This window comes from Agrobacterium sp. 16-172Ci (genome assembly GCF_053522725.1).
In genome coordinates this window covers 140,781-165,867 of sequence record NZ_JBNWBW010000008.1, presented here as the reverse complement: position 1 = coordinate 165,867, position 25,087 = coordinate 140,781, and the positions used below count along the sequence as shown (strand labels likewise).

The 25,087-nt window shown below is 59.6% G+C and carries 24 protein-coding genes; 14 read left to right on the top strand and 10 right to left on the bottom strand.

The genetic code is table 11. The features are described 5' to 3' along the window. The first annotated feature begins 259 nt into the window (after nt 1–259). Nucleotides 260–739 (top strand): DUF2938 domain-containing protein, encoded by a 480-nt coding sequence (locus ACQZ40_RS10825; protein ID WP_448747922.1) that lies wholly within the window; start codon nt 260–262, stop codon nt 737–739. Between the two features lie 40 nt (nt 740–779). Here the strand turns inward: ACQZ40_RS10825 and ypfJ are convergent, their stop codons facing one another. Together ypfJ and ACQZ40_RS10815 are read right to left on the bottom strand one after the other, a co-directional pair. After that, a complete protein-coding gene (gene ypfJ, locus ACQZ40_RS10820) occupies nt 780–1,697 on the bottom strand; it encodes a KPN_02809 family neutral zinc metallopeptidase (RefSeq protein WP_078051812.1) in 918 nt (305 codons plus the stop codon). Nucleotides 1,698–1,794: 97 nt separating this feature from the next. Beyond that, the gene (locus ACQZ40_RS10815; protein WP_220317236.1) at nt 1,795–2,283 is read right to left on the bottom strand and encodes a DUF2306 domain-containing protein; all 489 of its coding nucleotides are present in this window, start codon (nt 2,281–2,283) and stop codon (nt 1,795–1,797) included. A 47-nt stretch (nt 2,284–2,330) separates the two neighbouring features. Between ACQZ40_RS10815 and ACQZ40_RS10810 the strand changes: the two genes are divergently transcribed. From ACQZ40_RS10810 to ACQZ40_RS10800, 3 genes are all read left to right on the top strand, one after another. After that, the gene (locus ACQZ40_RS10810) at nt 2,331–3,197 is read left to right on the top strand and encodes a LytTR family DNA-binding domain-containing protein (protein ID WP_448747921.1); all 867 of its coding nucleotides are present in this window, start codon (nt 2,331–2,333) and stop codon (nt 3,195–3,197) included. Nucleotides 3,198–3,354: 157 nt separating this feature from the next. Next, a complete protein-coding gene (carB, locus tag ACQZ40_RS10805) occupies nt 3,355–6,843 on the top strand; it encodes a carbamoyl-phosphate synthase large subunit (protein WP_448747920.1) in 3,489 nt (1,162 codons plus the stop codon). Nucleotides 6,844–7,140: 297 nt separating this feature from the next. Then, nucleotides 7,141–7,329: a type II toxin-antitoxin system antitoxin gene (locus ACQZ40_RS10800; protein ID WP_174036264.1), complete on the top strand. Its 189-nt coding sequence runs from the start codon at nt 7,141–7,143 to the stop codon at nt 7,327–7,329. A 79-nt stretch (nt 7,330–7,408) separates the two neighbouring features. Here the strand turns inward: ACQZ40_RS10800 and ACQZ40_RS10795 are convergent, their stop codons facing one another. The 3 genes from ACQZ40_RS10795 to ACQZ40_RS10785 form a co-directional block, all read right to left on the bottom strand. Continuing rightward, nucleotides 7,409–8,548, bottom strand: a complete 1,140-nt coding sequence (locus tag ACQZ40_RS10795) for a GGDEF domain-containing protein (RefSeq protein ID WP_078051808.1) — start codon at nt 8,546–8,548, stop codon at nt 7,409–7,411. 151 nt (nt 8,549–8,699) lie between these two features. Continuing rightward, complete coding sequence (locus ACQZ40_RS10790) at nt 8,700–10,148, bottom strand: UdgX family uracil-DNA binding protein (protein WP_448747919.1); 1,449 nt, start codon at nt 10,146–10,148, stop codon at nt 8,700–8,702. Continuing rightward, a complete protein-coding gene (locus ACQZ40_RS10785; RefSeq protein ID WP_271045384.1) occupies nt 10,148–11,380 on the bottom strand; it encodes a putative DNA modification/repair radical SAM protein in 1,233 nt (410 codons plus the stop codon). Before ACQZ40_RS10785 ends, ACQZ40_RS10790 begins: the two co-directional genes overlap by 1 nt. 221 nt (nt 11,381–11,601) lie before the next feature. Between ACQZ40_RS10785 and greA the strand changes: the two genes are divergently transcribed. After that, entirely contained in the window at nt 11,602–12,078 is a 477-nt protein-coding gene (gene greA / locus ACQZ40_RS10780) for a transcription elongation factor GreA (protein ID WP_003522847.1), read from the top strand. A gap of 80 nt (nt 12,079–12,158) precedes the next feature. After that, entirely contained in the window at nt 12,159–13,214 is a 1,056-nt protein-coding gene (locus ACQZ40_RS10775) for a glycosyltransferase family 4 protein (RefSeq protein ID WP_448747918.1), read from the top strand. A gap of 31 nt (nt 13,215–13,245) precedes the next feature. Here ACQZ40_RS10775 and ACQZ40_RS10770 read toward each other — a convergent pair whose 3' ends face one another. Further along, nucleotides 13,246–13,713, bottom strand: a complete 468-nt coding sequence (locus tag ACQZ40_RS10770) for an Lrp/AsnC family transcriptional regulator (RefSeq protein ID WP_020011325.1) — start codon at nt 13,711–13,713, stop codon at nt 13,246–13,248. 267 nt (nt 13,714–13,980) lie between these two features. Between ACQZ40_RS10770 and trxB the strand changes: the two genes are divergently transcribed. From trxB to ACQZ40_RS10750, 4 genes are all read left to right on the top strand, one after another. Next, the gene (trxB, locus tag ACQZ40_RS10765) at nt 13,981–14,955 is read left to right on the top strand and encodes a thioredoxin-disulfide reductase (protein ID WP_243015656.1); all 975 of its coding nucleotides are present in this window, start codon (nt 13,981–13,983) and stop codon (nt 14,953–14,955) included. Between the two features lie 24 nt (nt 14,956–14,979). Further along, nucleotides 14,980–15,876, top strand: coding sequence for a LysR family transcriptional regulator VtlR (locus ACQZ40_RS10760; protein WP_020011327.1), 897 nt, complete (start codon nt 14,980–14,982; stop codon nt 15,874–15,876). A gap of 612 nt (nt 15,877–16,488) precedes the next feature. After that, nucleotides 16,489–16,779 carry an ArsR/SmtB family transcription factor gene (locus tag ACQZ40_RS10755; protein WP_003522852.1) on the top strand — a complete coding sequence of 97 codons (291 nt, stop codon included), beginning with the start codon at nt 16,489–16,491 and terminating at the stop codon, nt 16,777–16,779. Between the two features lie 127 nt (nt 16,780–16,906). Then, complete coding sequence (locus ACQZ40_RS10750; RefSeq protein WP_065655738.1) at nt 16,907–18,019, top strand: alkene reductase; 1,113 nt, start codon at nt 16,907–16,909, stop codon at nt 18,017–18,019. 53 nt (nt 18,020–18,072) lie between these two features. Here the strand turns inward: ACQZ40_RS10750 and ACQZ40_RS10745 are convergent, their stop codons facing one another. Further along, nucleotides 18,073–18,462, bottom strand: a complete 390-nt coding sequence (locus ACQZ40_RS10745; RefSeq protein ID WP_448747917.1) for a DUF6220 domain-containing protein — start codon at nt 18,460–18,462, stop codon at nt 18,073–18,075. Then, complete coding sequence (locus ACQZ40_RS10740) at nt 18,462–19,499, bottom strand: NAD-dependent epimerase/dehydratase family protein (protein WP_448747916.1); 1,038 nt, start codon at nt 19,497–19,499, stop codon at nt 18,462–18,464. The genes ACQZ40_RS10745 and ACQZ40_RS10740 overlap by 1 nt, the downstream gene beginning before the upstream one ends. An 89-nt stretch (nt 19,500–19,588) precedes the next feature. Between ACQZ40_RS10740 and ACQZ40_RS10735 the strand changes: the two genes are divergently transcribed. After that, nucleotides 19,589–20,533, top strand: a complete 945-nt coding sequence (locus ACQZ40_RS10735) for a LysR family transcriptional regulator (RefSeq protein WP_174044670.1) — start codon at nt 19,589–19,591, stop codon at nt 20,531–20,533. A gap of 58 nt (nt 20,534–20,591) precedes the next feature. On the opposite strand, the gene ACQZ40_RS10730 is transcribed toward ACQZ40_RS10735, so the two are convergent. Next, nucleotides 20,592–20,858: a DUF2188 domain-containing protein gene (locus tag ACQZ40_RS10730; protein WP_003522857.1), complete on the bottom strand. Its 267-nt coding sequence runs from the start codon at nt 20,856–20,858 to the stop codon at nt 20,592–20,594. A gap of 194 nt (nt 20,859–21,052) precedes the next feature. Between ACQZ40_RS10730 and ACQZ40_RS10725 the strand changes: the two genes are divergently transcribed. Next, nucleotides 21,053–22,159, top strand: a complete 1,107-nt coding sequence (locus ACQZ40_RS10725; protein ID WP_065655735.1) for a calcium:cation antiporter — start codon at nt 21,053–21,055, stop codon at nt 22,157–22,159. 58 nt (nt 22,160–22,217) lie between these two features. Here ACQZ40_RS10725 and ACQZ40_RS10720 read toward each other — a convergent pair whose 3' ends face one another. After that, nucleotides 22,218–23,420: a pyridoxal phosphate-dependent aminotransferase gene (locus tag ACQZ40_RS10720; protein WP_003522859.1), complete on the bottom strand. Its 1,203-nt coding sequence runs from the start codon at nt 23,418–23,420 to the stop codon at nt 22,218–22,220. Nucleotides 23,421–23,631: 211 nt separating this feature from the next. On the opposite strand from ACQZ40_RS10720, the gene ACQZ40_RS10715 reads away from it, so the two are divergent. Together ACQZ40_RS10715 and ACQZ40_RS10710 are read left to right on the top strand one after the other, a co-directional pair. After that, nucleotides 23,632–24,558 carry an EAL domain-containing protein gene (locus tag ACQZ40_RS10715; protein ID WP_078051801.1) on the top strand — a complete coding sequence of 309 codons (927 nt, stop codon included), beginning with the start codon at nt 23,632–23,634 and terminating at the stop codon, nt 24,556–24,558. Between the two features lie 146 nt (nt 24,559–24,704). Beyond that, nucleotides 24,705–25,016 carry a hypothetical protein gene (locus ACQZ40_RS10710; protein WP_078051800.1) on the top strand — a complete coding sequence of 104 codons (312 nt, stop codon included), beginning with the start codon at nt 24,705–24,707 and terminating at the stop codon, nt 25,014–25,016. Nucleotides 25,017–25,087: the final 71 nt, after the last annotated feature.

The window sequence follows — 25,087 nt, the reverse complement described above, 5'->3', positions numbered from 1 at the left end:
GCTCCTCTTTCGTGTCCGAGATCGTCGCCAAACGCTCGAATACGAGTAGAATCAACACCGTGCGCCATGTCCACCAAATTTAAACCGGACAGCAGTGGGACAAGCACGAGCATGACGGGGGCGAGGTCTTGCGCCTTTCTCACCACTCTGATGGCCGGAGCGATCCGGCCATTTTTCTTGTCCGCTCCGGCAATAGCCGGTTTCCGCCACCGGCGTGATCCGCTAGAGCTTGATCGATCATGATCATGCGGAGGGATCTATGCTGGAACTGATTTGGCGCGGCATTGCCATGGGCATCAGCGGCACCGTGTTTATGGATATATGGGCAATCGTGCTGCACCGGTTCTTCGGCCAGTCCGCGCCGAACTGGGCGCCGGTCGGCCGCTGGTTCTGGCATGTGCCGAAAGGTACGATATTTCACGACAGTATCGCCACGGCTGAACCCTATGAACATGAACTGGCGCTCGGCTGGATTTCACATTACGCCGTCGGCATTCTTTATGGCATCGTTCTAGCGCTGGTAGTCCCGGCCGCGTGGTTTGCCAATCCTTCGTTCATTGAGCCGTGGATCGTCGGCATCGTAACGGTTGGCGCGGGCTGGTTCCTGTTGCAGCCGGGGCTCGGCATTGGCTGGGCAGCGTCGAAGACCCCCAACCCGAACAAGGTCCGCTTTCTCAACCTCGTGGCCCATACGGTTTTCGCCCTCGGCATGTATGCCGTGGCGCTTTTGATGCGCTAAATGAAAAGGGGGCTGAAAAGCCCCCTCTCCTGTCCGGCTCTCAGATATTCGCCGAGAACGTATCGCAATCTTCGACACGGCCGCTCTGGAAACCGCGCTTGAACCACTCCGCGCGCTGTGCCGAGGTGCCGTGGTTGAAACTGTCAGGCACCACATAGCCCTGGGTCTGCTTCTGCAGCGTATCGTCGCCGATCTGGTGGGCGGCGTTCAGCGCTTCCTCGAGGTCGCCGGTTTCGAGAATACCCTTCTGCTCGGTGAACTTGCCCCAGATGCCGGCATAACAATCCGCCTGGAGCTCGACGCGCACCGACATCTTGTTGGCGTCCGTCTGGCTCATCGACTGACGGCGGCGGTTGAACTCCGGCAGAACGCCGGTCAGGTTCTGGATGTGGTGGCCGACCTCATGCGCAATCACGTAAGCTTGCGCGAAATCGCCGGCCGCGCCGAAACGCTGGTCGAGTTCCTTGAAGAAGCTGGTGTCGAGATAGACCTTGCGGTCGCCCGGGCAATAGAACGGGCCGCTGGCAGCGGAAGCATAACCACAGGCGGAAGACACCTGTCCGGAGAACAGAACCAGCGTCGGCTTCTGATAGGTCTCCCCGGCCGACTGGAAAATGCCGCTCCACGTATCTTCCGTCTCGGCAAGGACGGTGCGGACGAAGGCGGTCGTCTCGTCGGACGATTGTCCCTGTGGTCGCGTGCCGGACTGCTGGGTCCCCGATTGCGTCGTACCGCCGCCATCCATCGACAGATCGCCGCCGGTCAGCAGCGTTAGCGGGTTGATGCCGAGCACCCAGCTGATCAACAGAATGACCAGAAGACCGCCAATGCCGATGCCGCCGCCGCGACGTCCGATCGGCACCCGCATACCGCCGCGGGAAAAAGGATCACCCGATCCCGCCGACATGCCGCGCCGATCCTCGATATTGTCCGACTGGCGACGCCCTCTCCATTCCATGCTCTTCTCCCGGCGGTTCCGCCTCAACAAGCTGCCTTATAACGGCACTATAATACATCTTGTTCCGGAAGAAAGCAGAGGTGGCAAACGGAGAGCGTCATGCGGCTCTGCGTCTTTGTTTCAGCACGGTCAGAAACAGGACGACAAACAGGAGAGCGCCGGCGGAAAGAACCAAAAATCCGGCTCTGCCATCACCAAAAGCAACCTCATGCATGATGCGGCCGGGAACGAAGGTGAAACCTCCGGCAATCACGATGCCGCCGAGATAAACGCTCTGCATGATCCGCATATGGCGTCTGATATCACCGCGGCGGGCGAAATAGATCGATTGCAGACACCCGTAGATGGTGAAGATGGAAAGCAGATGGATCGGGCTGAAACCATAAAACACCTTCAATTCATGGATGAAGAAGGTAGACGCCGCAGTCGCGACCATCAGCACCACCCAGATCTTGCCGAGCAGCCGGTGAATGGCGGTGCCCTTTGGGCGCAGAAAAATGAAGGCCCCAAGAAGGGCTGCGGGCACGACGGTGGCAACATGGAACTGCACGGCAAGCGATGCATCTAACAAAGGCTGGAATGACATGGGCGCTGTTTCGGTTCGGTTGAAATCGAAGCCAATTTCGGCAAAACATGCGGAGAAGAAAAACGGATTGGCGCCATCAGCAGGAAAACTTCGTGGATCACCCGTCTCTGCAATTCACGCTTCGTGAAATGCACGCCATGCTGCAATCGCGCAGGCTATGGCTGACATTTCTTGCCGTGCTGGCGATCTTCATCTTGACCGGGCCTTTCGGAACGAGCGAAACCATGAGCTTCGCCGACCGGTTGCTTTACTGGACTATCATTCAGGCGGGTGCCTGGATGCTCGCCATCACCTTTTCGGTCATCGCCAATACGATCCTTTCAGGCCACATCGACAACATGCTGACACGCATGATGATCGGCTCGCTGACGGCGGCACTGCCGATCGGGCTGCTGCTCACCATCACCAATCAGATTTTCTACGGCAAGGAGATGGGTCTCACGCCGGTTCTGAAGAGCAGCCTCTCATCCCTGCCGCTCTGCGCGATCTTCTGCCTGTTGAGTTACCTTACGACCCGCCAGTCCTTCGAAAAGGTGGCGGACGCCGAAACGGACACAAAGGCAAATGCAGATAGGGACGTGAAAAGCATCATCCCCTTGCTGGAACGATTGCCGCCGCAAAAGCGCGGAGAATTGCTGCGGCTGTCGGTGCAGGATCATTACACGCAAATCGTCACCACGCGCGGGCAGCAGCTGGTTCTGCTACGTTTTGCCGATGCGCTGAAAGAACTCGGCCAGACGGCGGGTTTACAGGTGCATCGTTCCCACTGGATTGCCGATGCCGACTTTGTCTCCCTGCGCAAACAGGCCGGCCGTCTGCATGTCATGACCAGAGACGGCAGTGAAATCCCCGTCAGCCGCTCTTACAGTGCCGCGGTACAGGCTCGTTTCGCCACGCTTGTCCCTGCCGGTTAAGAGTTTCTGTCGATTCCGGAATTTATGGGGTTCCGTTCTCAAAAACATTTGCCTATAAGCCGCTTCTAGCCTGAAAACATTTGAATTGCGCCCCCCGACCGGTGATCCTTCACCCTGGCCGGTGTTTTGCGCAACCGAAAAGCGGAACGAGAGAGCCATGCCGAAGCGCCAAGATATCAAGTCCATCCTCATCATCGGCGCGGGACCGATCGTCATCGGTCAGGCATGTGAATTCGACTATTCCGGCACCCAGGCCTGCAAGGCGCTGAAGGAAGAGGGTTACCGGGTCATCCTGGTCAACTCCAACCCGGCGACGATCATGACCGATCCGGGCCTTGCCGACGCCACTTACGTCGAGCCGATCACGCCCGAAGTCGTGGCAAAGATCATCGCCAAGGAACGTCCGGATGCGCTTCTTCCGACCATGGGCGGTCAGACCGCGCTCAACACCGCGCTCTCTCTCAAGCGCATGGGCGTTCTCGACCGTTACAATGTGGAAATGATCGGCGCAAAGCCGGAAGCCATCGACATGGCCGAAGACCGCGCTCTCTTCCGCGAAGCCATGGCCCGCATCGGCCTTGAAACCCCGCGCTCCATGCTGGCCAACGCCACCGAAATCAAGGATGCCGACCGCAAGAAGCACGAGGCAGCCCGCACCGAGCTGAAGGGCAAGCTTTCCGGTCCCGATCTCGACAAGGCGCTGGACGATCTCGAAAACCAGTGGAACCTTGGCGAGACCGACCGCAAGCAGCGCTATATGGCCCATGCCATGGCGATTGCCGCTCAGGCCATCGATCATGTCGGCCTGCCGGCCATCATCCGCCCGTCGTTTACGCTTGGCGGCACCGGCGGCGGCATTGCCTATAACCGCTCGGAATTCTTCGACATCGTCTCGGGCGGTCTCGACGCCTCGCCGACGACGGAAGTTCTGGTCGAAGAATCGGTTCTCGGCTGGAAGGAATATGAGATGGAAGTCGTCCGCGACAAGGCGGACAATTGCATCATCATCTGCTCCATCGAAAACATCGATCCGATGGGCGTCCACACGGGTGACTCGATCACCGTTGCGCCGGCGCTGACCTTGACCGACAAGGAATACCAGATCATGCGCAACGCCTCGATTGCGGTGCTGCGCGAGATCGGCGTGGAAACCGGCGGTTCGAACGTGCAGTTCGCCGTCAACCCGAAGGACGGCCGCCTGGTCGTCATCGAAATGAACCCGCGCGTGTCGCGCTCCTCTGCGCTGGCTTCCAAGGCAACCGGCTTCCCCATCGCCAAGATCGCCGCCAAGCTCGCCATCGGTTATACGCTGGATGAGCTGGAAAACGACATCACCGGCGGCGCGACCCCTGCTTCGTTCGAACCTTCCATCGACTATGTCGTCACCAAGATCCCGCGTTTCGCCTTCGAGAAATTCCCCGGCGCTTCGCCGATCCTCACCACCGCCATGAAGTCGGTCGGCGAAGTCATGGCCATCGGCCGCACCTTCGCAGAATCGCTGCAGAAGGCGCTGCGCGGCATGGAAACCGGCCTCACCGGTCTCGATGAAATCGAAATCCCCGGTTACGAGGAAGGCGAAGGCTCCAAGAACGCCATCCGCGCCGCCATCGGCACGCCGACGCCGGACCGCCTGCGCATGGTCGCCCAAGCGCTGCGCATGGGCATGAGCGAAGAGGAAGTCCACGAGAACTCAAAGATCGACCCGTGGTTCATCGCCCAGTTCAAGGCCATCGTCGACATGGAAGCCCGCATTCGCGAGCACGGCCTGCCGCAGGATGCGGAAAACCTGCGCATGCTGAAGGCCATGGGCTTCTCCGACGCCCGCCTCGCCAGCCTGACGTCCAAGCGTCCGAAGGAAGTGGCCGAACTGCGCAACAGCCTGAATGTTCGTCCGGTCTTCAAGCGCATCGACACCTGCGCCGCCGAATTCGCCTCGCCGACCGCTTACATGTATTCGACCTATGAAATCCCGTTCGTCGGCGCCGCCCGTTCGGAAGCGCAGGTCTCCGACCGCAAGAAGGTCGTCATCCTCGGTGGCGGCCCGAACCGTATCGGCCAGGGCATCGAGTTCGATTATTGCTGCTGCCACGCCGCCTTCGCGCTGAAGGATGCCGGTTTCGAAGCGATCATGATCAACTGCAACCCGGAAACGGTTTCCACCGACTACGACACCTCCGACCGCCTCTATTTCGAGCCGCTGACGGCCGAAGACGTGATCGAGATCATGCGCGCCGAACAGGAAAAGGGCGAGCTGGTCGGCGTCATCGTGCAGTTCGGCGGCCAGACCCCGCTGAAGCTCGCAGAAGCCCTGGAAAAGAACGGTATCCCGATCCTCGGCACCGCGCCCGACATGATCGACCTTGCGGAAGACCGCGACCGCTTCCAGAAGCTGCTGATGAAGCTCGATCTTGCCCAGCCGAACAACGGCATTGCCTATTCGGTCGAGCAGGCCCGCCTCGTCGCTTCGGAAATCGGCTTTCCGCTGGTCGTTCGCCCGTCCTACGTTCTGGGTGGCCGCGCCATGCAGATCATCCATTCGGAAGGCCAGCTCCAGACCTATCTGCTCGACACGGTTCCGGGCCTCGTACCCGAGGACATCAAGCAGCGTTACCCGAACGACAAGACCGGCCAGATCAACACCCTGCTCGGCAAGAACCCGCTGCTGTTCGACAGCTACCTGACCAACGCCGTGGAAGTGGACGTCGATGCGCTGTGCGACGGCGAAAGCGTCTTCGTCTCGGGCATCATGGAGCACATCGAAGAAGCCGGCATCCATTCGGGCGACTCGGCCTGCTCGCTGCCGGTCCGTTCGTTGTCGAAGGAAATCGTCGACGAGTTGGAACGCCAGACGACGGCGCTTGCCAAGGCGCTCAATGTCGGCGGCCTGATGAACGTGCAATATGCCATCAAGGACGGCACGATCTACGTTCTCGAAGTCAATCCGCGCGCCTCGCGCACCGTGCCTTTCGTCGCCAAGACCATCGGCGCGCCGATCGCCAAGATCGCCGCCCGCGTCATGGCCGGCGAGAAGCTCGATCCGGCGATTGCCGCTTACGGCGAAAAGCCCGATCCGCGCAACCTGAAGCACATTGCCGTCAAGGAAGCCGTCTTCCCCTTCGCCCGCTTCCCCGGCGTCGACATTCTGCTCGGACCGGAAATGCGCTCGACCGGCGAAGTCATCGGCCTCGACACCGATTTCGCGCTGGCCTTCGCCAAGAGCCAGCTCGGCGCCGGCGTCGACCTGCCCCGCTCCGGTGCGGTCTTCGTCTCGGTGCGTGACGAGGACAAGGAAGGCGTTCTGCCCGCCATCCGCATTCTCGTGGAAAGCGGCTTCAAGGTGCTGGCCACCGGCGGCACGCAGCGCTTCCTCGCCGAAAAGGGAATCAACGCCGAAAAGATCAACAAGGTGCAGGAAGGCCGTCCGCATATCGAAGACGCCATCCGCAACCGTCAGGTCCAGCTCGTCATCAACACCACCGACAGCACCAAGGCGATTTCTGACTCGAAGTCACTGCGCCGCGCGACGCTGATGCAGAAGGTGCCTTACTACACGACGATGGCCGGCGCGGAAGCGGCAGCGCTTGCCATCAAGGCGCTGAAGGCCGGCAATCTGGAAGTGAAGCCGCTGCAGAGCTACTTCCAGTAAGCTGCGGTTACCGCAGGTTCCAGCGTTGAATGAAAACAAGACGCCGCGGGTCACCATGTCCGCGGCGTTTTGCATCGCGTAATCCTGCGGCAATTCATTGCCGGTATCAAAACATCAGGTTCGAACGAGGCCCATGATGTCCCTATTGCTCAATGACGGATCGCCCGCAGCCATTCGCCGCGCCGTTGCCAACGCTCCGGTCAAACGCTCCATGAAGATGCTGAGGTACCCCGCCATAGTATCCCAGCGATGGGGACACCTGGCCCCGATAAGCCAAAGCGCCTTGAGGGACTGACCATGGCTGGACGTCCACCGGGACCGGAGCGGGTGGCTTTTCCGCTGCGGATCGAACCCGCAATATTGAACATGATCCGGCACACCGCGGGCGGCGAATTGCGCAGCGTTAATGCCCAGATCGAGGTTCTTCTGAAAGAGGCTCTGTCCCGCCGCGCCACGGCGGATGAAGCAGACAAGCCGCCCTTCTAGACCGAAGGGCAACAACGACGCTACACGACACGACGATGCGGTGCCGCCCTGCGGAAAGATCGACGGCCCGCAGCCCCGCCTATGCCGCCTGCGCCTCCCGGACGCAATTGCGCCCTTCCATCTTCGCGCGGTAAAGTGCGCGGTCCGCCATTTCCGCGAGCGTCTGGAGATCGCAGCGCATCTCGCCAGTGGCGGCAACGCCGATGCTGATTGTGACGCCGACACGCAAACCGCCGCAATCGACCTCGGTTACCGCAATCGCATCGCGAATGCGCTCGCCGATCATGCAGGCCTTGCGAACGCCGGCGCCCGGCAGGTAGATGATGAATTCCTCTCCGCCGTAACGCGCCAGCACGTCCCCGCTGCGGATGCTGCCGCCGATACGCTTCGCCACTTCCTGCAGCACGCTATCGCCGACGGCGTGGCCGAAACGGTCGTTGATCGACTTGAAGTGATCGATATCCAGCAACATGGCCGCATCGGTGGGATCGGGCGTCGCAGGCATGGTCTGGAAAAAGAAGCGCCGGTTCTTGACGCCCGTCAGCGGGTCGGTATTCGCAAGAACAAGCAGTTTTCGCTCCGACCGCTCGGCCACGAACATCATCACGAACAGGGCAATGGCGAAGTTCAGCATGATGATCAAGAAAAACGCATTGACCAGATTGATAGTGGCATAATCGGGCAAAAGCACGCTTTTCACCACCGATAGCGAAATGAGACCGGAGACGCCGGTGATGCCACCCAGCGCCAGGCGAGACAGCAGCGGCTCCCTGCGCCATCTGGCCAAAAGCACCGATGCCCCGGCGAGATAGGCAAGCGATGCGCAGCCATTGAAGAGCGCCGCGCGATACGCATTATTTTCCGCCACCTGCTGGGCGACAACCATCGCCAGCACGGAGATGACGCAGACAATGGATACGGTCCGTCGGTCGACGGAACGCCCATCGCTCAACGCCTTCAAGCCGAGCCAGATCAGCGCGTAACCCACAATACCGAAAGCGACACTGCCGAGCCGCCACAGGGCCGGCGACAATATTCCCCATTCGCCATAACCAGCAAGCGTGGAACCAATCGTCATCGAGGCGAAACCCGCCGCAAGGGGGATGGGACCGCGCAAGCCGCGATTGGTCATTTTCAGATAGATAAAACTCAAAAGCCCAACGATATAAGAACACTTCTGCATCAGTATGACTGTCGCAAGGTCGAGTTCACCCAACATGATTTGTCCATACGGTAAATAAATTCGGAGGACTTAATTATAGTATTAAGTATAAAGTTTCAATAAAAATAACAGATAAATAATCAGTAAATGATACTACTGCAAGTTATGGCTCAAATATTGAATAAATCTCCAGCGCGCAAATGGAAATTTATTCGAATGTTCTAATAAAACTTATATCCTTCTTGAACCGCATGGTTTCCGCCTCTTTCACCTGCGCATCGGCAAGGCGCAGGAGGTAGGACGGATGCATGGTGACAAAAAGCGTTCGGCCTTCCTCCATCGGCAGAGGACGGCTCCGAATCTCCGAGAGCTTTTCCTTACCGCCGGTCAGCGCATAAAGCGCCGTTGCGCCCATGGCAACGATCAGCTTCGGCCGAATAAGCGCGATTTCCTGATTGAGCCACCAGCGGCATTGCTCCACTTCGCCCGCATTCGGCCGCTGATGGATGCGCCGTTTGCCGCGCGTTTCATATTTGAAGTGTTTGACGGCATTGGTGACATAAAGCTTTTTGCGCTCGATACCGGCATCGGCAAGAGTCCGGTCGAAAAGCTGGCCGGCCGGACCGACAAAAGGCTTGCCGGCGAGATCCTCGTGATCGCCGGGCTGTTCGCCAACGATCATGATTTCCGCATCCTCCGGCCCCGAACCGAAAACCGTTTGCGTGGCGCTGCAATGCAGGGGACAGCGGGTACAGTGGGCAGCCTCCCGCGCCAGCGACGCGAGCGTGCCCTCCGGCACGGGTTGCGTCGTCTCCCGGGCAGCGGCCGCAGCCTGCAGGCGATGGTGAAAGGGCTGCGGCTGGCTTGCCGCCCTGGCGGCCATCTCCAGCACCCGCGCCTCGGCACCGAGAACGAGACCGGGAATGAGATCGGCTTCCGGCAGGTTCTTCCAGTATTTCTTCGGCATCTCCGCCGTCATGGCTTTGATCTTGAGGCGCGCCGGATTGAATATATTGGCATAATAGGTCCGCCAGAGTTCATCCGTCTCGTCCTTCAGATCAGGCTTCGCCGCCGCCTCCCGTGAGGTTTGCAGCTCGCTTCCGTCCCATCGGGCGGACCCTTTCGGCGTGGCGATCAGCCAGTCCATATCGGTAAACCGTCGCTGGAAAAACGCTGCCGTCCGCTCGACGATGAAATGATCCGGCTCGAACCAGGCCACGAACCGCCGTCGCCCGCCCTGCCCCTGCGGCCAGGGCAATTCCTTGAAACGGACGAAGGCCGTCATCTTGTGACAATCCCGGCGCACCGATTTCTCGAGCAAGCGGGCCTCTGCAACATCCGGATCGGACTTGAACTGCAACAGGGCGCGATCCCGCTTCAGCCGCCACAATAATCGGTAAAGCAACGCAAACCGGCCGGGATCGCCATGGCAGATGACGGCCTGCGCCAGCGCCAGGAACGAGGCCGAAACGGAAACCTGCCCATTGCCGGCATCGACGGTCGGCAAAGGCTCACCGGCGAAATCCAGCAGCCCTGCCCCGTCGTCCCGCAACCGCCAGTCAATCGTCTCCGGCGGAATATCGGCGGCAAGGGCCGCACGCGCGGCATCGCGCCACTCGCCGAAATCGCCCCGCCCTTCGAGAACCGGGCCATACATCACAACAACGACAATTGTTCGGGCTGCGGCGCAAACATCGCCCGCAAATCCGGCCGCTCGGTCAGCTTGCCCGGCGTCCAGCCCTCGGCGACGATGAAAGCCTTCACCTTTTTCAGGGAAACACCAAAACGGGCGATATCCTCCAGCCGCAGCCGCCGGAACCGCCGCGACGAGAGGATGGAAGCAACCGTCTTGGTGCCGAAACCGGGCACACGCAGCAGCATTTCCCGATCCGCCGCATTGACGTCCACCGGGAAACGGTCGCGATGTTTCAGCGCCCAGGCGAGTTTCGGGTCGATATCGAGATCGAGCATGCCGTCACCCCCGATCGCCGTTATCTCGCTGATATCGAAGCCATAAAAGCGATACAGCCAGTCGGCCTGATAAAGCCGGTGCTCCCGCATCAGCGGCGGCTTGATGAGCGGCAGGCTTTTCGACGAATCGGGAATGGGGCTAAAGGCCGAATAATAGACGCGCCGCAAACCGTAGCTGCCATAAAGCCGGGCGCTGGTGGAGAGAATGGTGCTATCGTCAGCGCCATCCGCTCCCACGATCATCTGCGTGCTCTGCCCGGCCGGTGCAAAGCGCCTGGTCTTGCGTGTCCGGACGGTAGGCTCTCCGGCCTCTTCGATCTTCAGGCGGATATCGGCCATGGAGCGGCGAATATTGACGGGCTGCTTTTCCGGCGCGAAACGGCCAATGCCGCTATCGGTCGGCAATTCGATATTGATCGAGAGCCGATCCGCATAAAGCCCTGCCTCCTCAATGAGCCTGGGCGATGCTTCGGGAATGGATTTCAGGTGAATATACCCACGAAAACCATGGGTAACCCGCAACTCCCGCGCCACGCGCACCATCTCCTCCATCGTATGATCGGAAGAGCGGATGATGCCGGAGGACAGGAACAGCCCCTCGATATAGTTGCGCCTGTAAAACTCCAGCGTCAGCCAAACCACCTCTTCCGGCGTGAACCGTGCCCGCTCGACATTGCTGGAGGAGCGGTTGATGCAATAGGCGCAATCATAGATACAGAAATTGGTGAGCAGGATTTTCAAAAGCGAAATGCATCGCCCGTCCGGCGCATAGGCATGGCAGATGCCCGACCCTTCCGTGGAGCCCAGACCGCCCGATGCTGCGGAGTTGCGTTTTGTCGTGCCGCTGGATGCGCAGGAAGCATCGTATTTCGCCGCGTCGGAGAGAATGGCCAGCCGTTGCCTGATGGACTTCTTCATGGGTATGTTCACTATATGTTCCACAGACAAATGTCAATGACATAAGGTAACGCATTGATTACGTGAGAAAATATGTACGCCTCAAATTTGCTGGCATTTCGCTGTCGTCTTCTGATATAGTCGGCTCAGTTATGATTTTGGCATGGTTCCGGAGTTCCCCTCCGGAACCTGTTTCTTTTTGTGTCTGCAAGTAAAGCGACCGGAATGCGAAGGATAAAAAAATGGTAGAAAAAGTACCGATGACTCAGGGTGGATTCGTCAAGCTGCAGGAGGAGCTGCGCTGGCGCCAGCAGGAGGAACGCCCCCGTATCATCGAGGCGATTGCGGAAGCGCGCGCCCATGGCGACCTTTCGGAAAACGCCGAGTACCATGCTGCCAAGGAAGCACAGAGCCACAATGAAGGCCGCATCACCGAACTCGAAGACCTGACCGCACGTGCGGAAGTCATCGATCTCTCCAAGATGTCGGGCTCGAAGATCAAGTTCGGCGCCACCGTCAAGCTGGTGGATGAGGATAGCGACGAGGAAAAGACCTATCAGATCGTCGGCGATCAGGAAGCCGATGTGAAGGCGGGCCGCATCTCCATTTCCTCGCCCATCGCCCGCGCGCTCATCGGCAAGGAAGTCGGCGACAGCATCGAAGTCAACGCGCCTGGCGGCGCCAAGGGTTACGAGATCCTAGCGGTTCAGTGGGGCTGATTGCCCCGATGTGATGCGCCCCGAGCGGGCGCATCATTTCCTGACGAATAAATCCTCAGCCGCAAAGACGGAAGCCCATCTTGTCCCACGTCAGTCTGAAAGATGTGCAGGTACTCGCGCCTAACTTCAAGCGCAGGCTTTCCGGCGTCACCTCCACCATCGTTCAGCTCATTCCGGTGCAGAACCGGCTGGGACAGAAGGTGGCCACCATCGGCCCCGGCCTGCCGCCGCATCTGCCGCATTCGCGCTTCCGCGATCTGTGGCAACTTTGGCAAAACGGCCCCTTCGGCGGCCCGCGCGTCTGGCATGCGCGCCGCAATCTGGAAATGTTGCCCGGCATTGTCATGCGTGACGTTCTGCGCATGAAGGTGAAGCTGCTCTTTACCTCCGCGGCACAGAGGCGGCATTCCGCCTATACCCGTTTTCTGATTTCGAAGATGGATGCCGTGGTTGCGACCAACGCCCGCTCCGGCTCGTTTCTGGAAGTGCCCCACCGCGTCGTCATGCATGGCGTCGATACCGAGCTGTTCCACCCCGGCACCGGTCCCGAAGATACAATCGCGGCAACCGGCCTGCCGGGCCAATATCTGATCGGCTGTTTCGGGCGAGTGCGCCACCAGAAGGGCACCGATCTCTTCGTGCGCGCCATGATCGAGCTTCTACCCGCCTATCCGGACTGGACAGCCGTGGTGTCCGGCCGTGTGACGGCGGAACACAAGGCTTTCGGTGATGCGCTCAAGGCCGATGTCGCCGCAGCCGGCCTTGCCGACCGCATCGTATTTCAGGGCGAGGTTGACGACATCAAGCCCTGGTACCGGCGGCTGACGCTCTATGTCGCCCCGTCCCGCAATGAAGGTTTCGGCCTGACCCCGCTCGAAGCCATGGCCTCGCAGACGGCCGTTGTCGCCAGCAATGCCGGCGCCTACGAGGAAATGATCGTCAAGGGCGAGACCGGGGCGGTTGTCGATGCGGGTGACTATGCCTCGCTGAGAGACGCGATAAAGACCTATCTCGCCGATCCTGCTCTGGCCAAAGCCCACGCAAGTGCCGGACTTGCGCATGTGCGCAGCACGTTTCCGCTGGAAAAAGAAGCGACAAGTCTCGGCGAAGTCTATGAGGCGTTGCGGCGGGGGTAATGCCCCCCGAAGCCGACAAAAAGCCGGCCGATCAGATTTCCACCAGACCGACGCGCTTGACCTGACGGATGGTGAGCATGGTGCGCACGGTATCGACATTTTCGTCCGCCGTCAGAACCTCGATGACGAAATCCTGAAATTCCGTCAGGTTTCTGGCGACGCAATGCAGCAGGAAGTCGCTTTCGCCCGACACCATCCACGCCTGCCGCACCAGCGACCAGCCGGCGGTTGCCGCCGCAAAGGCCTTCAGATTGCTGTCCGACTGGCGCTTGAGACCGATCATGCAGAAGGCGACGAGGTCGAAACCGAGCTTCGGCGCGTTCAACATGGCGTGATAACCCTCGATCACACCGGCTTCTTCCAGCTTGCGGACGCGTCTGAGGCATGGCGGCGCAGAAATTCCGACCCTTTCGGCCAGCTCCACATTGGTCATGCGCCCGTCGCGCTGCAATTCGCGCAGGATTTTCAGATCGATGGCATCGAGTTCGACGCTGGTCACGGAGAAGTACCTCGTTAAGCTGGAGAACTTCCTTGTACTATTCGGCGCAGGATTCGCAACATTATGCCACCGCCCGGTCACAAAATTGCGCGCGCATCCACAACTGCCTTGTTGGTAACGCAAGGCTGCCCTTGAATAAAGACACTAGACAACCTTAAATACCGGGCAACGAAGGGGTTGCGGCCTGTCCGCCGTCTTGCGGCCGGAGGGTTCTGGTGTCGAAGGGCACTGCTACCGAGAGGCCCCGCTATTGAAAGGAACGTTTCCATGTCTGCCCGCCACACGAAGGTATTGATCATCGGCTCCGGTCCCGCCGGTTATACCGCGGCGATCTATGCGGCCCGCGCCATGCTGAAACCCGTGCTGATTGCCGGCATGGAACAGGGCGGCCAGTTGATGATCACCACCGATGTCGAGAACTATCCGGGCTTTGCCGATCCGATCCAGGGTCCGTGGCTGATGGACCAGATGCTGAAGCAGGCGACGCATGTGGGCGCGGAAATCGTCAGCGACCTCGTCACCGAAGTTGAGACCAACGTGCGGCCTTTCGTGGTCAAGACCGATTCCGGTCAGGTCTGGACCGCCGACACGCTGATCATCGCCACCGGTGCCAAGGCCAAGTGGCTGGGTATCGAGAGCGAACAGCACTTCCAGGGCTTCGGCGTCTCCGCCTGCGCCACATGCGATGGTTTCTTCTATCGCAATAAGGACGTGATCGTGGTCGGCGGCGGTAACTCCGCCGTGGAGGAAGCGCTCTATCTCGCCCATATCGCCAAATCCGTGACCGTCGTGCACCGCCGCGACAGCTTCCGCTCGGAAAAAATCCTGCAGGAACGGCTGTTCGCCAAGGAAAACGTCAAGATCCTGTGGAACACGGAAATTGCCGAAATCACCGGCGCTCCCGCAAAGCCGCCGATGCCGCCCTCCGTCTCGGGTGTGCGGCTGCGTGATACCAAGACCGGGGTCATCAGCGACACGCCGATCGACGGCGTCTTCGTCGCCATCGGCCACGCGCCGGCAGTCGAACTGTTCAAGGGCAAGGTGAAGCTCAAGGACAATGGTTACATGTGGACCGCTCCCGATTCCACGGCAACCGACGTGGAAGGTATTTTCGCCGCCGGCGACGTCACCGACGACATTTACCGCCAGGCTATCACCGCCGCCGGTATGGGCTGTATGGCCGCCCTTGAAGCAGAACGGTACCTCACCGCACAGCAGCCGCTTGCGGTCGCAGCCGAATAACCGAAAGGCAGGATAGGCATGGCAATGCCATTGGACTGGGATAAACTGCGCATTTTTCATGCCGCAGCCGAAGCAGGGTCTTTCACCCATGCTGCCGACAAGCTGCATTTGTCCCAGTCGGCCATCAGCCGTCAGGTCAGCGCGCTGGAGCAGGATGTCGGCGTCAAGCTGTTCCATCGCCACGCCCGCGGTCTCATCCTCACCGAACAGGGCGAGTTGCTGTACCGCACCGCCCATGACGTGCTTCTGAAGCTCGAAACGGTGAAGATGCAGCTCACCGAAACGACGGAGAAGCCGAGCGGCAAGCTGCGCGTGACGACGACCGTCGGCCTCGGCCAGGGCTGGCTGACGGACAAGGTGCAGGAATTTTTGCAGCTCTATCCGGAAATGTCGATCCAGCTCATCCTCGACAATGAGGAGCTGGACGTGAACATGCGTCACGCCGATTGCGCCATCCGCCTGCGCCAGCCGCAGCAGTCGGACCTCATTCAGCGCAAGCTGTTCACGGTGCACATGCACGTCTACGCCGCGCCGTCCTATATCAACCGCCATGGTGAGCCGCAGTCGATCGAGGATCTCGACAATCACCGCATCATCTCCTTCGGCGAACCGGCGCCCAACTATCTGCTGGACGTCAACTGGCTGGAGAACGCCGGACGCTCATCCGACAACACGCGTACACCACACCTACAGATCAACAGCCAGACCTCGATCAAGCGCGCCTGCCTGCTGGGAATCGGTATTGCCTGCCTGCCGGATTATATCGTCGGCCGCGATCCGGGCCTTATCCAGCTATCGCTCGCCGCCGATATTCCGTCCTTCGATACCTATTTCTGCTATCCGGATGAGATGAAAAACGCTGCAAAGCTGAAAGCCTTCCGCGACTTCATCGTGGCAAAGGCGCGGAACTGGAACTTCTGACGTTAAAATAATCGACACTCGGTTATAGCTATTAAATTTCAATAGCTTATCTGACACGATACCTGAGCGGCGCACCTGCGCCGCGCAGGAGCATTGCACATAAAATATACCGGAAATATCGAGGGCTGCGTGGTGCGCATGCCTGACCTGCACAAAAAAGAGTTGTTTCGTGCACAAAAAAGCACCATATCGCTCTCAGCTGATGCACACGGTGGCTTTTCCTCCCAGTTCCACCGCATCAGCTGTTCCCCTCTGGAGGTTTTTGACCTTCACACTTAAAGGGCCCTGGATCCATCCGGCGGCCCTCTTTTTTTACCCGCAAGAATTTTCTCCGAATTGGCGAAATATCGCATGATGCAACCTTGTTTTGCATTATTCCCACACCCATATTTTAGTCAGCTGTCACGCTCGCTCAAGGCACGCGACAGCTGTTCCCCTCTGGAGGTTTTGACCTTCAAACTTATCAGGCCGCGGAGATATCCAGCGGCCTTCTTTTTTGGAAATGCCTGCCCGCCCCCTTGATCCTCACAGACGATCCTCACAGAGACGTGACTTGTATATCGATGATGACCGATATAAATATCGGACATGCCAGATATTGAAGAAGCACCGATGAACCCGGAGGAAATCCTCAAAGCCCTTTCGCACCCCGCAAGGCTGAAATTCCTGGAATGGCTGAAGTCTCCGGAAAGTCACTTCTGTCAGGAGCATCCCCTCAGCATGGGTGTATGCGCCAACCAGTTTCAGATCAGCGGCCTGTCGCAATCCACCGTCTCGTCGCATCTGGCGGTGTTGCAGGCAGCCGGCCTGATAAGGTCGAAAAAGGTCGGGCAATGGGTGTTTTTCGAACGCAACGAAGAAACCATCGACGCCTTCCGCAATTATCTGCAAGCCAATCTCTGAGCCTCCCAAGCTTTGAGCCTCGGGGTGTCGGACCGGAAACCGCAAGGCGGTTTTCATTCCGGCACCCAGACAGAAAGACAGCGCGTCCCCCGCGCAATTTCGCCAACCGACCAGAAAGTGAAGTCGCATGACCAGTCTTTTCGAACCGGCACAGGCCGGCGATATCGCACTCGCCAACCGTATCGTCATGGCCCCCCTCACCCGCAACCGTTCGCCGGGCGCCATTCCCAACAACCTCAACGCCACCTATTACGAGCAGCGCGCCACGGCCGGGCTGATCGTCACGGAAGGCACGCCGATTTCCCAGCAGGGTCAGGGTTACGCTGACGTTCCCGGCCTCTACAAGCGGGAAGCAATCGCGGGCTGGAAACAGGTGACGGATAGCGTGCATTCTGCCGGTGGCAAGATCGTCGCGCAGATCTGGCATGTGGGCCGCATTTCCCACACCTCGCTGCAGCCACATGGCGGCCAGCCGGTCGCGCCTTCCGCCATTCCGGCCAAGTCGAAGACCTATATCATCAATGATGACGGCACCGGCGCCTTTGCCGAAACCTCCGAGCCCCGCGCGCTCACCATCGACGATATCGGCCTCATTCTCGAGGATTACCGCAGCGGCGCGCGCGCAGCACTGGAAGCCGGTTTCGACGGTGTCGAAATCCATGCCGCCAATGGCTACCTGATCGAGCAGTTCCTGAAATCCAGCACCAACCAGCGCACGGATGATTATGGCGGCTCGATTGAAAACCGCGCCCGCTTCCTGCTCGAAGTTGTCGATGCCGTGGCGGAAGAGATCGGCGCAGGCCGTACCGGTATCCGCCTCTCGCCCGTCACGCCCGCCAACGACATTTTCGAAGCCGATCCGCAGCCGCTTTATAATTACGTGGTGGAACAGCTCGGCAAGCGCAATCTCGCCTTTATCCATGTCGTTGAAGGTGCAACCGGCGGCCCGCGCGATTTCAAGCAGGGCGACAAGCCTTTCGATTATGCCGCCTTCAAGGCCGCTTATCGCAATGCCGGCGGCAAGGGTCTGTGGATCGCCAATAATGGCTACGACCGTGAGAGCGCCATCGAGGCCGTCGAAAGCGGCAAGGTGGATGCCGTGGCCTTCGGCAAGGCCTTCATCGCCAATCCGGATCTGGTGCGCCGCCTGAAAAATGACGCGCCGCTCAACGAGCCGAACCAGCCGACCTTCTATGGCGGCGGAGCCGAAGGTTACACCGACTATCCGGCGCTTGCCTGATAAGGGATAAAGCAAAGACGCCGCACTGCCCGAAAGCAGTGCGGCGTTTTCTTTCAGCGCAGGCTTCGCGCCTGCCGCGCGGCAAAATCGGAAAACGCGCCCATGACGAAGGCGTTGGGCACATGCAACGCCTGCAGGAAGCCATTGCCCGTTTCCCGGCCGATGCTCATCAGGGCCACCTGAAGACAGTAAAGACCAAGCAGGACCAGCGTGCGGGCAAGGTTCGGCCGCAGATCGTCATATAGAGAAGCGAGAACCGCCAGCGACAAAATCGGAACGGCAATCAGAAAGCCGAGCCCCTTGTGCAGCGAAAGCAGCGATCCATCGTAATAGATCGACAGCCCGGCCAGCAGCACCTGCGCGAAGATCAGCACCGGCACGCTTGCCGAAATCACGGCAAACACGCGACGCCGGGCCGACATCCCATTAGCAATCGTGGCCATCACACCCTGCCCCCGGCATCGGCCGGACGAGGAAGGCTCGACGGCTGCGGCCTCTGCTCAAGGCAGCCGAGGCTCGCCAGTGTCGTCGCTACCGCAATGTCGATCGGTGTCCTGGGTTCCGTTCCGAGGAAATCCGTCAGCCTGCGATTGCTCATCCGGATCGGCATCTGCCAGAGATATTGCATTTCCAGCACTTCGCGGAACAGGAGAACGAAGGGAGCGGCCAATTTGATGCCCGACCAGGACAGCTGCCGCCTCCTGACCGGATGCCCGACAACCCGCTCGATGGCTTCAACCAGTTGCAGCCCGTCGAAATCCCAGAAACCTTCCATGTGATAGACGGCGAAAGCCGGAAGCTCGTCTGCGCGGTCCAGCAGCCGGCCAATGGTCTCGGCGACATCCGGCAGATAGGCCCATTGATGCCCGGCATGGGGCGCGGCGGGATTCCGGACACTCCGGACCGGCTTTCCGGGTTTCACCAGCATCTGCGAAAACCAGTTGTTTCTCGCGTCCGGCCCAAAGAAATCCCCGGCGCGGACGATCAGCACCGGCACGCCACGCATCGACGCCATTTTCAGCCGACGCTCCATCTCCACACGTAATGCGCCCTTGCGGGTGAACGGCTTTTGCGGGCTGTCTTCCGTCAGAAGCGGAAAGGCGTCCGGGCCGAAATTATAGACGCTGCCCGGAAAGACGATCCTCGCCCCGCTGGCCTCGGCAGCGGCGATGCTATTGTCGAGCATCGGCAGTACCTGGCTTTCCCAGTTGCGATATCCGGGAGGATTGACCGCATGGACGATGAGGCTCACGCCTTTTGCCGCATCCATCACATCCTGCCGGTTCATGGCGTCCCCGGCCACCCGTTCGACGCCGTCCGTGGCGCCCGTTGACGTCCCCTGGCGCGTCATCGCCCTCACCCGCCATCCCCGTTGCTGCAGCATTCTGGAGACCTGACTGCCGACACCGCCATTCACCCCCAAAATCAGGGCCAGAGGCCGTCCATTCTGCGCTGTATTTGCGTTGTTTTCATATATCATCGCCGTACTCCTTGTTGTGGGCTGGAGTATCGTCCCGTTCCGCGATATACGAAATTATCGAAATGAGTGGAGCAGCTATACAAAATCTTATGACGAGAAACCGCGACATCAGCTGGGATTTCTATCGCACCTTCCTCAGCGTGCTGAGCGACGGTTCGCTTTCCGCCGCCGCCCGCGAGCTTGGCATCACCCAGCCGACGGCGGGACGTCATATCGGCGCGCTGGAAGAGGCCGTCGGCTTTCCGCTGTTCATCCGCTCGCCGCACGGGCTGATGCCGACGGAAGCAGCCCTTGCGCTCCGCCCCTATGCGGAAAATCTCGCGGCGACGACCGCCGCCCTCATGCGCGCGGCCTCCGGCGAAGTCGGTAAGATCGAAGGCACGGTGCGCATCAGCGCAAGTGATATCATCGGCGTGGAAATGCTGCCGCCGATCATCACGGCCATGCAGGAGGTTCACCCGCGGCTTGAAATCGAGCTTTCGCTTTCCGATACGCTGGAAGACCTTTTAAGGCGCGAGGCGGATATCGCCATTCGCATGACCGAACCGCAGCAGGATGCGATCGTCATGCGTTATATCGGCAATTTCCGTCTGGGATTTCATGCAACGCGCGACTATCTGGCAAGAGCCGGCACCCCGAAGAGCATGGAAGATCTGAACCATCACCGGATGGTCGGCTTCGACCGCAAGACGCCTTTCATCCGGGCGGCCATCCAGCGCATGCGCTCGCTCGATCCGGACATACCCGATATTGAGGAAATTTCCTTTGAAATCCGCGCCGACAGCAATCTCGCCCAGCTTGCCATGATCCGCGCCAGCGCAGGCATCGGCGTCTGTCAGATCGGCCTGGCGCGCAAGGACCCCCGGCTCGTTCAGGTTCTTCCGAAAATCGACATCCCGCTCCACACCTGGGTCGCGATGCATGAAAATCTCAAGACCTCGCCGCGATGTCGTGCCGTGTTCAGCGCCCTCGTCGAAGGCCTCAAGGGGCATCTTAAAGAAACCGATCCGAGCGCACCGCCGAAACGGCGCTAATGCCGAACAACTCCCGGCAAAGTGATCCCGGCTTTGCTGGAAATCCACGGATCGCTGATCAAAACGGTCTGGCCTGCTGCGTCGTCTTGTCGACCACCTCGGCTTCCGGCCGGTCGCCGCCCTGGCTGTATTCTTCATGCCAGTGGCCGCTCTCATCCTGATAGCTGATTTCCTCGTCATCGCCCCCCACCTGCTGTTCGGCGGCAACGATGCGCGCAGCCTCGACGGCATCCGCATAAGAAGGGAATGTTTCGGAATAAGCGCCGTTCATGCGGTAGGCAAAGCCTCCGTCATGTTCGACAATTTCATATACCACTTTGGTCATGCATGGTCCTCCTGCTTCGGTAGGCGACATGGCAACCACAACCGCGTTTCAAGCATTGCACCCGATGGGACACCGCGGCATGAGCAGCATGTCCTGCAACACCACTATCCTACCAAAAGCATTCAAGCGCAAATCCTGCTTGATCTGGGGGACGATACGTCACAGCCTGAGCCGATCAGGGGGAAGGGAAATCGATGGCGGGTTCTATTCTGAAACAGGAGCGCATGCTGCTGCTGGCAATACCGGCGGCAATCGTCGCCTATCTGGCCGAACATGCAATATTCGAAGCCGGAAAAACGGCGGCGCTCATCGCCGCGGTCGCGCTGATCGGACTCATCGTCCTGGTCTCGATGCGGGTTGCCCATCACGCCGAAATCCTCGCCACCAAGGTCGGCGACCCTTACGGCACCATGATCCTGACGCTGTCGGCCGTCGCGGTGGAAGTGCTGATCCTCGCCATCATCATGAGCGAATCCAGTTCGCCCACTCTGGTGCGCGATACGATCTATTCCGCCGTGATGATCGACATCAACGGCATTCTCGGTCTCGCGGCGCTGCTCGGCGGTCTTCGCCACGGCGAGCAGCCCTATAACGACGATTCCGGCAAGACCTATGGCGTGATGATCCTCACCGCCATGGGTATTTCGATGATCGTGCCGGAATTCATCCCCAATGAAAGCTGGCATGTCTACTCCGCCTTCACCATCGTCGCGATGATCGCGCTTTACGCCCTGTTCCTCAAAATGCAGGTCGGCCCGCACAGCTATTTCTTCAGCTATGCCTATCCCCGCAAGGCGCATCCGGCCGGACAGGCATCGGACGGCCATGCGGAAGAGGAGGACGAAGGCAGCGTACCGCTCTCCATCGGCCTCATCATCGCCGGCGTGGTGCTGATCGGCGTGCTGGCGGAATTCATGTCGGCCTTCTTAAGCGAAAGCCTCGAGGGCACCAGCGCGCCGCCAGCGCTGATGGCGGTGGTGGTGGCGACGATCTCGGCATCGCCGGAAATCCTCACCGCGCTTCGGTCCGCCTTGCGAAACCGCATGCAGGCGGTGGTCAATATCGCCATGGGCGCATCGCTGTCGACGGTCATCCTCACCGTGCCCGTCATGGAGGGCATTGCACTCTATACCGGCCAGCCCTTCATCATGGCGATGACGCCGGTTCAGACCGTCATGGTCTTCATCACCCTCATCGCCGCCGCCATCAATCTCAATGACGGCGAGACCAACGCGATTGAAGGAATGACGCATTTCATTCTCTTCGCCACCTTCATCATGCTGCTGTTTCTGGGGCTTTGACCAAAACGAAAAAAGCCCGGCATCGCTGCCGGGCTTCTTCATTTGAGATCACAACCGATCAGCGGCAATCGGCGCAGAAGCGCTGGATGCGCTTGCAGGCCTCTTCCAGCAGCGCTTCCGACGTGGCGTAGGAAATGCGGAAGTTCGGGCCGAGGCCGAAAGCCGATCCCTGCACGACGGCGACGCCTTCGGCTTCGAGAAGCTCGGAAACGAAATCCGTATCCGTCTCGATGACCTTGCCCGAGGGAGCGGTCTTGCCGATCAGGCCGGCGCAGGACGGATAAACGTAGAATGCGCCTTCCGGAGCCGGGCAGCTGATGCCCTTCGCCTGGTTGAGCATGGAGACGACGAGGTCACGACGGCCTTCGAAGATTTTCTTGTTGGCCGGAATGAAATCCTGCGTGCCGTTCAAGGCTTCGACAGCGGCCCATTGCGCAATCGAGCTTGCGCCCGAGGTCTGCTGGCCCTGGATCATGTCCATGGCCTTGATCAGCGGCAGCGGGCCGGCAGCGTAACCGATACGCCAGCCGGTCATGGCATAGGCCTTGGAGACGCCGTTCATCGTCAGCGTGCGGTCATAGAGCGAAGGCTCCACTTCGACCGGCGTGACGAATTTGAAATCGCCATAGGTCAGGTGCTCATACATGTCGTCCGTCAGCACCCAGACATGCGGATGCTTGACCAGCACATCGGTCAGCGCCTTCAGCTCGTCGTGCGAATAGGCGGCGCCCGACGGGTTGGACGGCGAGTTGAACACGAACCACTTGGTCTTCGGCGTGATCGCCTTTTCCAGCGCTTCCGGCTTCAGCTTGAAATTGTCTTCCAGCGTGGCGTCGACGAAAACCGGCGTGCCGCCGCAGATCGCCACCATTTCCGGATAGCTGACCCAGTAGGGCGCCGGAATGATGACTTCATCGCCCGGGTTCAGCGTGGCCATGAAGGCGTTGAAGAGGATCTGCTTGCCGCCCGTGCCGACAATCGTCTGCTCCGGCTTGTAGTCCAGCCCGTTTTCACGCTTGAACTTGTCGGCAATCGCCTTGCGCAGTTCCGGAATACCCGAAACCGGCGTGTATTTCGTTTCGCCGCGCTTGATGGCGTCGATGGCCGCTTCCTTGATATTTTCGGGCGTATCGAAATCCGGCTCGCCGGCGCCAAGGCTGATCACATCGCGGCCCTTCGCTTTCAGCTCACGGGCTTTCTGGGTAACGGCGATAGTGGCGGATGGCTTTACGCGGGAGAGAATGTCGGCAAGGAAGGCCATTTTTAATCGGTCCTATTGGGGTTGACATCGGCAGAGGTTGGAAAACTTGTCATCTGCGGCATTTTCTATGTCGAAAGACAGGCCTTCTTTCAAGGTCAAAAGCCGGCTTATGTGCTGCATCGCAGAATTTAAACCTTCCTTAACCCGGAAGTAACGCTTGATACGCTACATTCGCGAGCCTAGAGGTCGTGTCTCTATAGCTGGTTGAAAAATGGCGCTCAAAAGCATCTTTTCCAGTCTTGTCCGCGAGGTCGATGGCACATGGTCCACGGCCTATAGCACCTTCAACCTGAAATCGGCCCTGCAGCCCATTTTCCGCCGCACGGCGAGCGGTATTCTCGACATCGATTCCTTTGAGGGTCTGGTGCGTCCCCATCGCAATGGCGAGCCGGTGACGCCGGGCGAATTCTTCTCGCTGGTCGCGCCGGAAGATATCGAAAATATCGACAGCATCCTGCGCACGATCCACATTCTCAACACCGGCCGGCTCAACCGGTCCCGCGCCCGCATCTTCGTCAATTTCCATCCGGGGCTGTTCCAGACTCCGGCCAAGATGCGCCAGGAAGTGGAGCGCATGCGTCTTGCCGCCCACGAAGCCGGCATGACGGCGGATCGCATCGTCTGCGAAATATCCGAGAAAAAAGCCTCCGATACGCAGATGGTCGCCGACTTCGCGTACCACATGCATGATATCGGCTTTCGCGTGGCGCTCGATGATTATGGCGCGGGCGATTCCGACATCGACCGGGTGAAGCTCATCAAGCCGGACTATGTGAAATTCGAAGCCGGCTGGGTGCGCGATTTCATGCAGAATTCGGCGGGCGCTGCCCTTCTGCGCGTCATCGTCAGCCAGTTTCGCGCCGATGGCATAGAGCCGGTCTTCGAAGGACTGGAAGCTGCATGGCAGGTCGATCTGTGCGAAGAACTCGGCGTCTTCTTGATGCAGGGCTACGTGCTGGCAAAGCCAGAACTTGCCCCGACCAGTTTCGACACACGTTTCCCGGAACTCGGCAGTGAATATTTCGCCCCCTCAAGGACGGAAAGAGGCCCTGCGCCACCGGCATTTTTCCGGGAAGAACGCCCCGCCGATCCGCACCCGCTGCGCCAGACCCGGACCTTCGGAAAACGCGGCCTCTGACGCCAAATCCGCCCAAACGGCTCTCCTAACCGGCTTTGCCACAATATTGCCGCAATAAATGCCGCGGAACGCCAGAATTCGGTCTCCAAGCCGTCCATTTCGAAGCCTCTTTTATCCTTTAAGAACAGGGACAAGAGGCGACAGCCATGTTTACCAACGATCGGACTTCCGTTGAAAGGTTAAGGGCGCAGAGAACGCTGTTTTCCCTCTGGATGGCCGTTGCGGCGTTTCTTGTCATCGTCACCATGGCCGCCGGCATCGCAACCTCGGCCAATGCGGCTGCCCAGGCGGTCGATACCCTGCATACTTCCGCCATTCCGCAGGTGGCAGCGACGACGAAAGCGAGTCCCCACATCCTGCTCATCGTCCTTTCGGCCGCGGCCTTCATTGGCCTCGGCATTGGCGGCCTGACGCTCACCCGGCGCAGCCTGAAGGACGAGGCCCGCCGCTACAAATAAGCGGCCCTCCCCTCGACTTGCGGCATCGGCAGCTTGCTGCTAAAGCACCCGGAAACAGTCATCCGCATCGC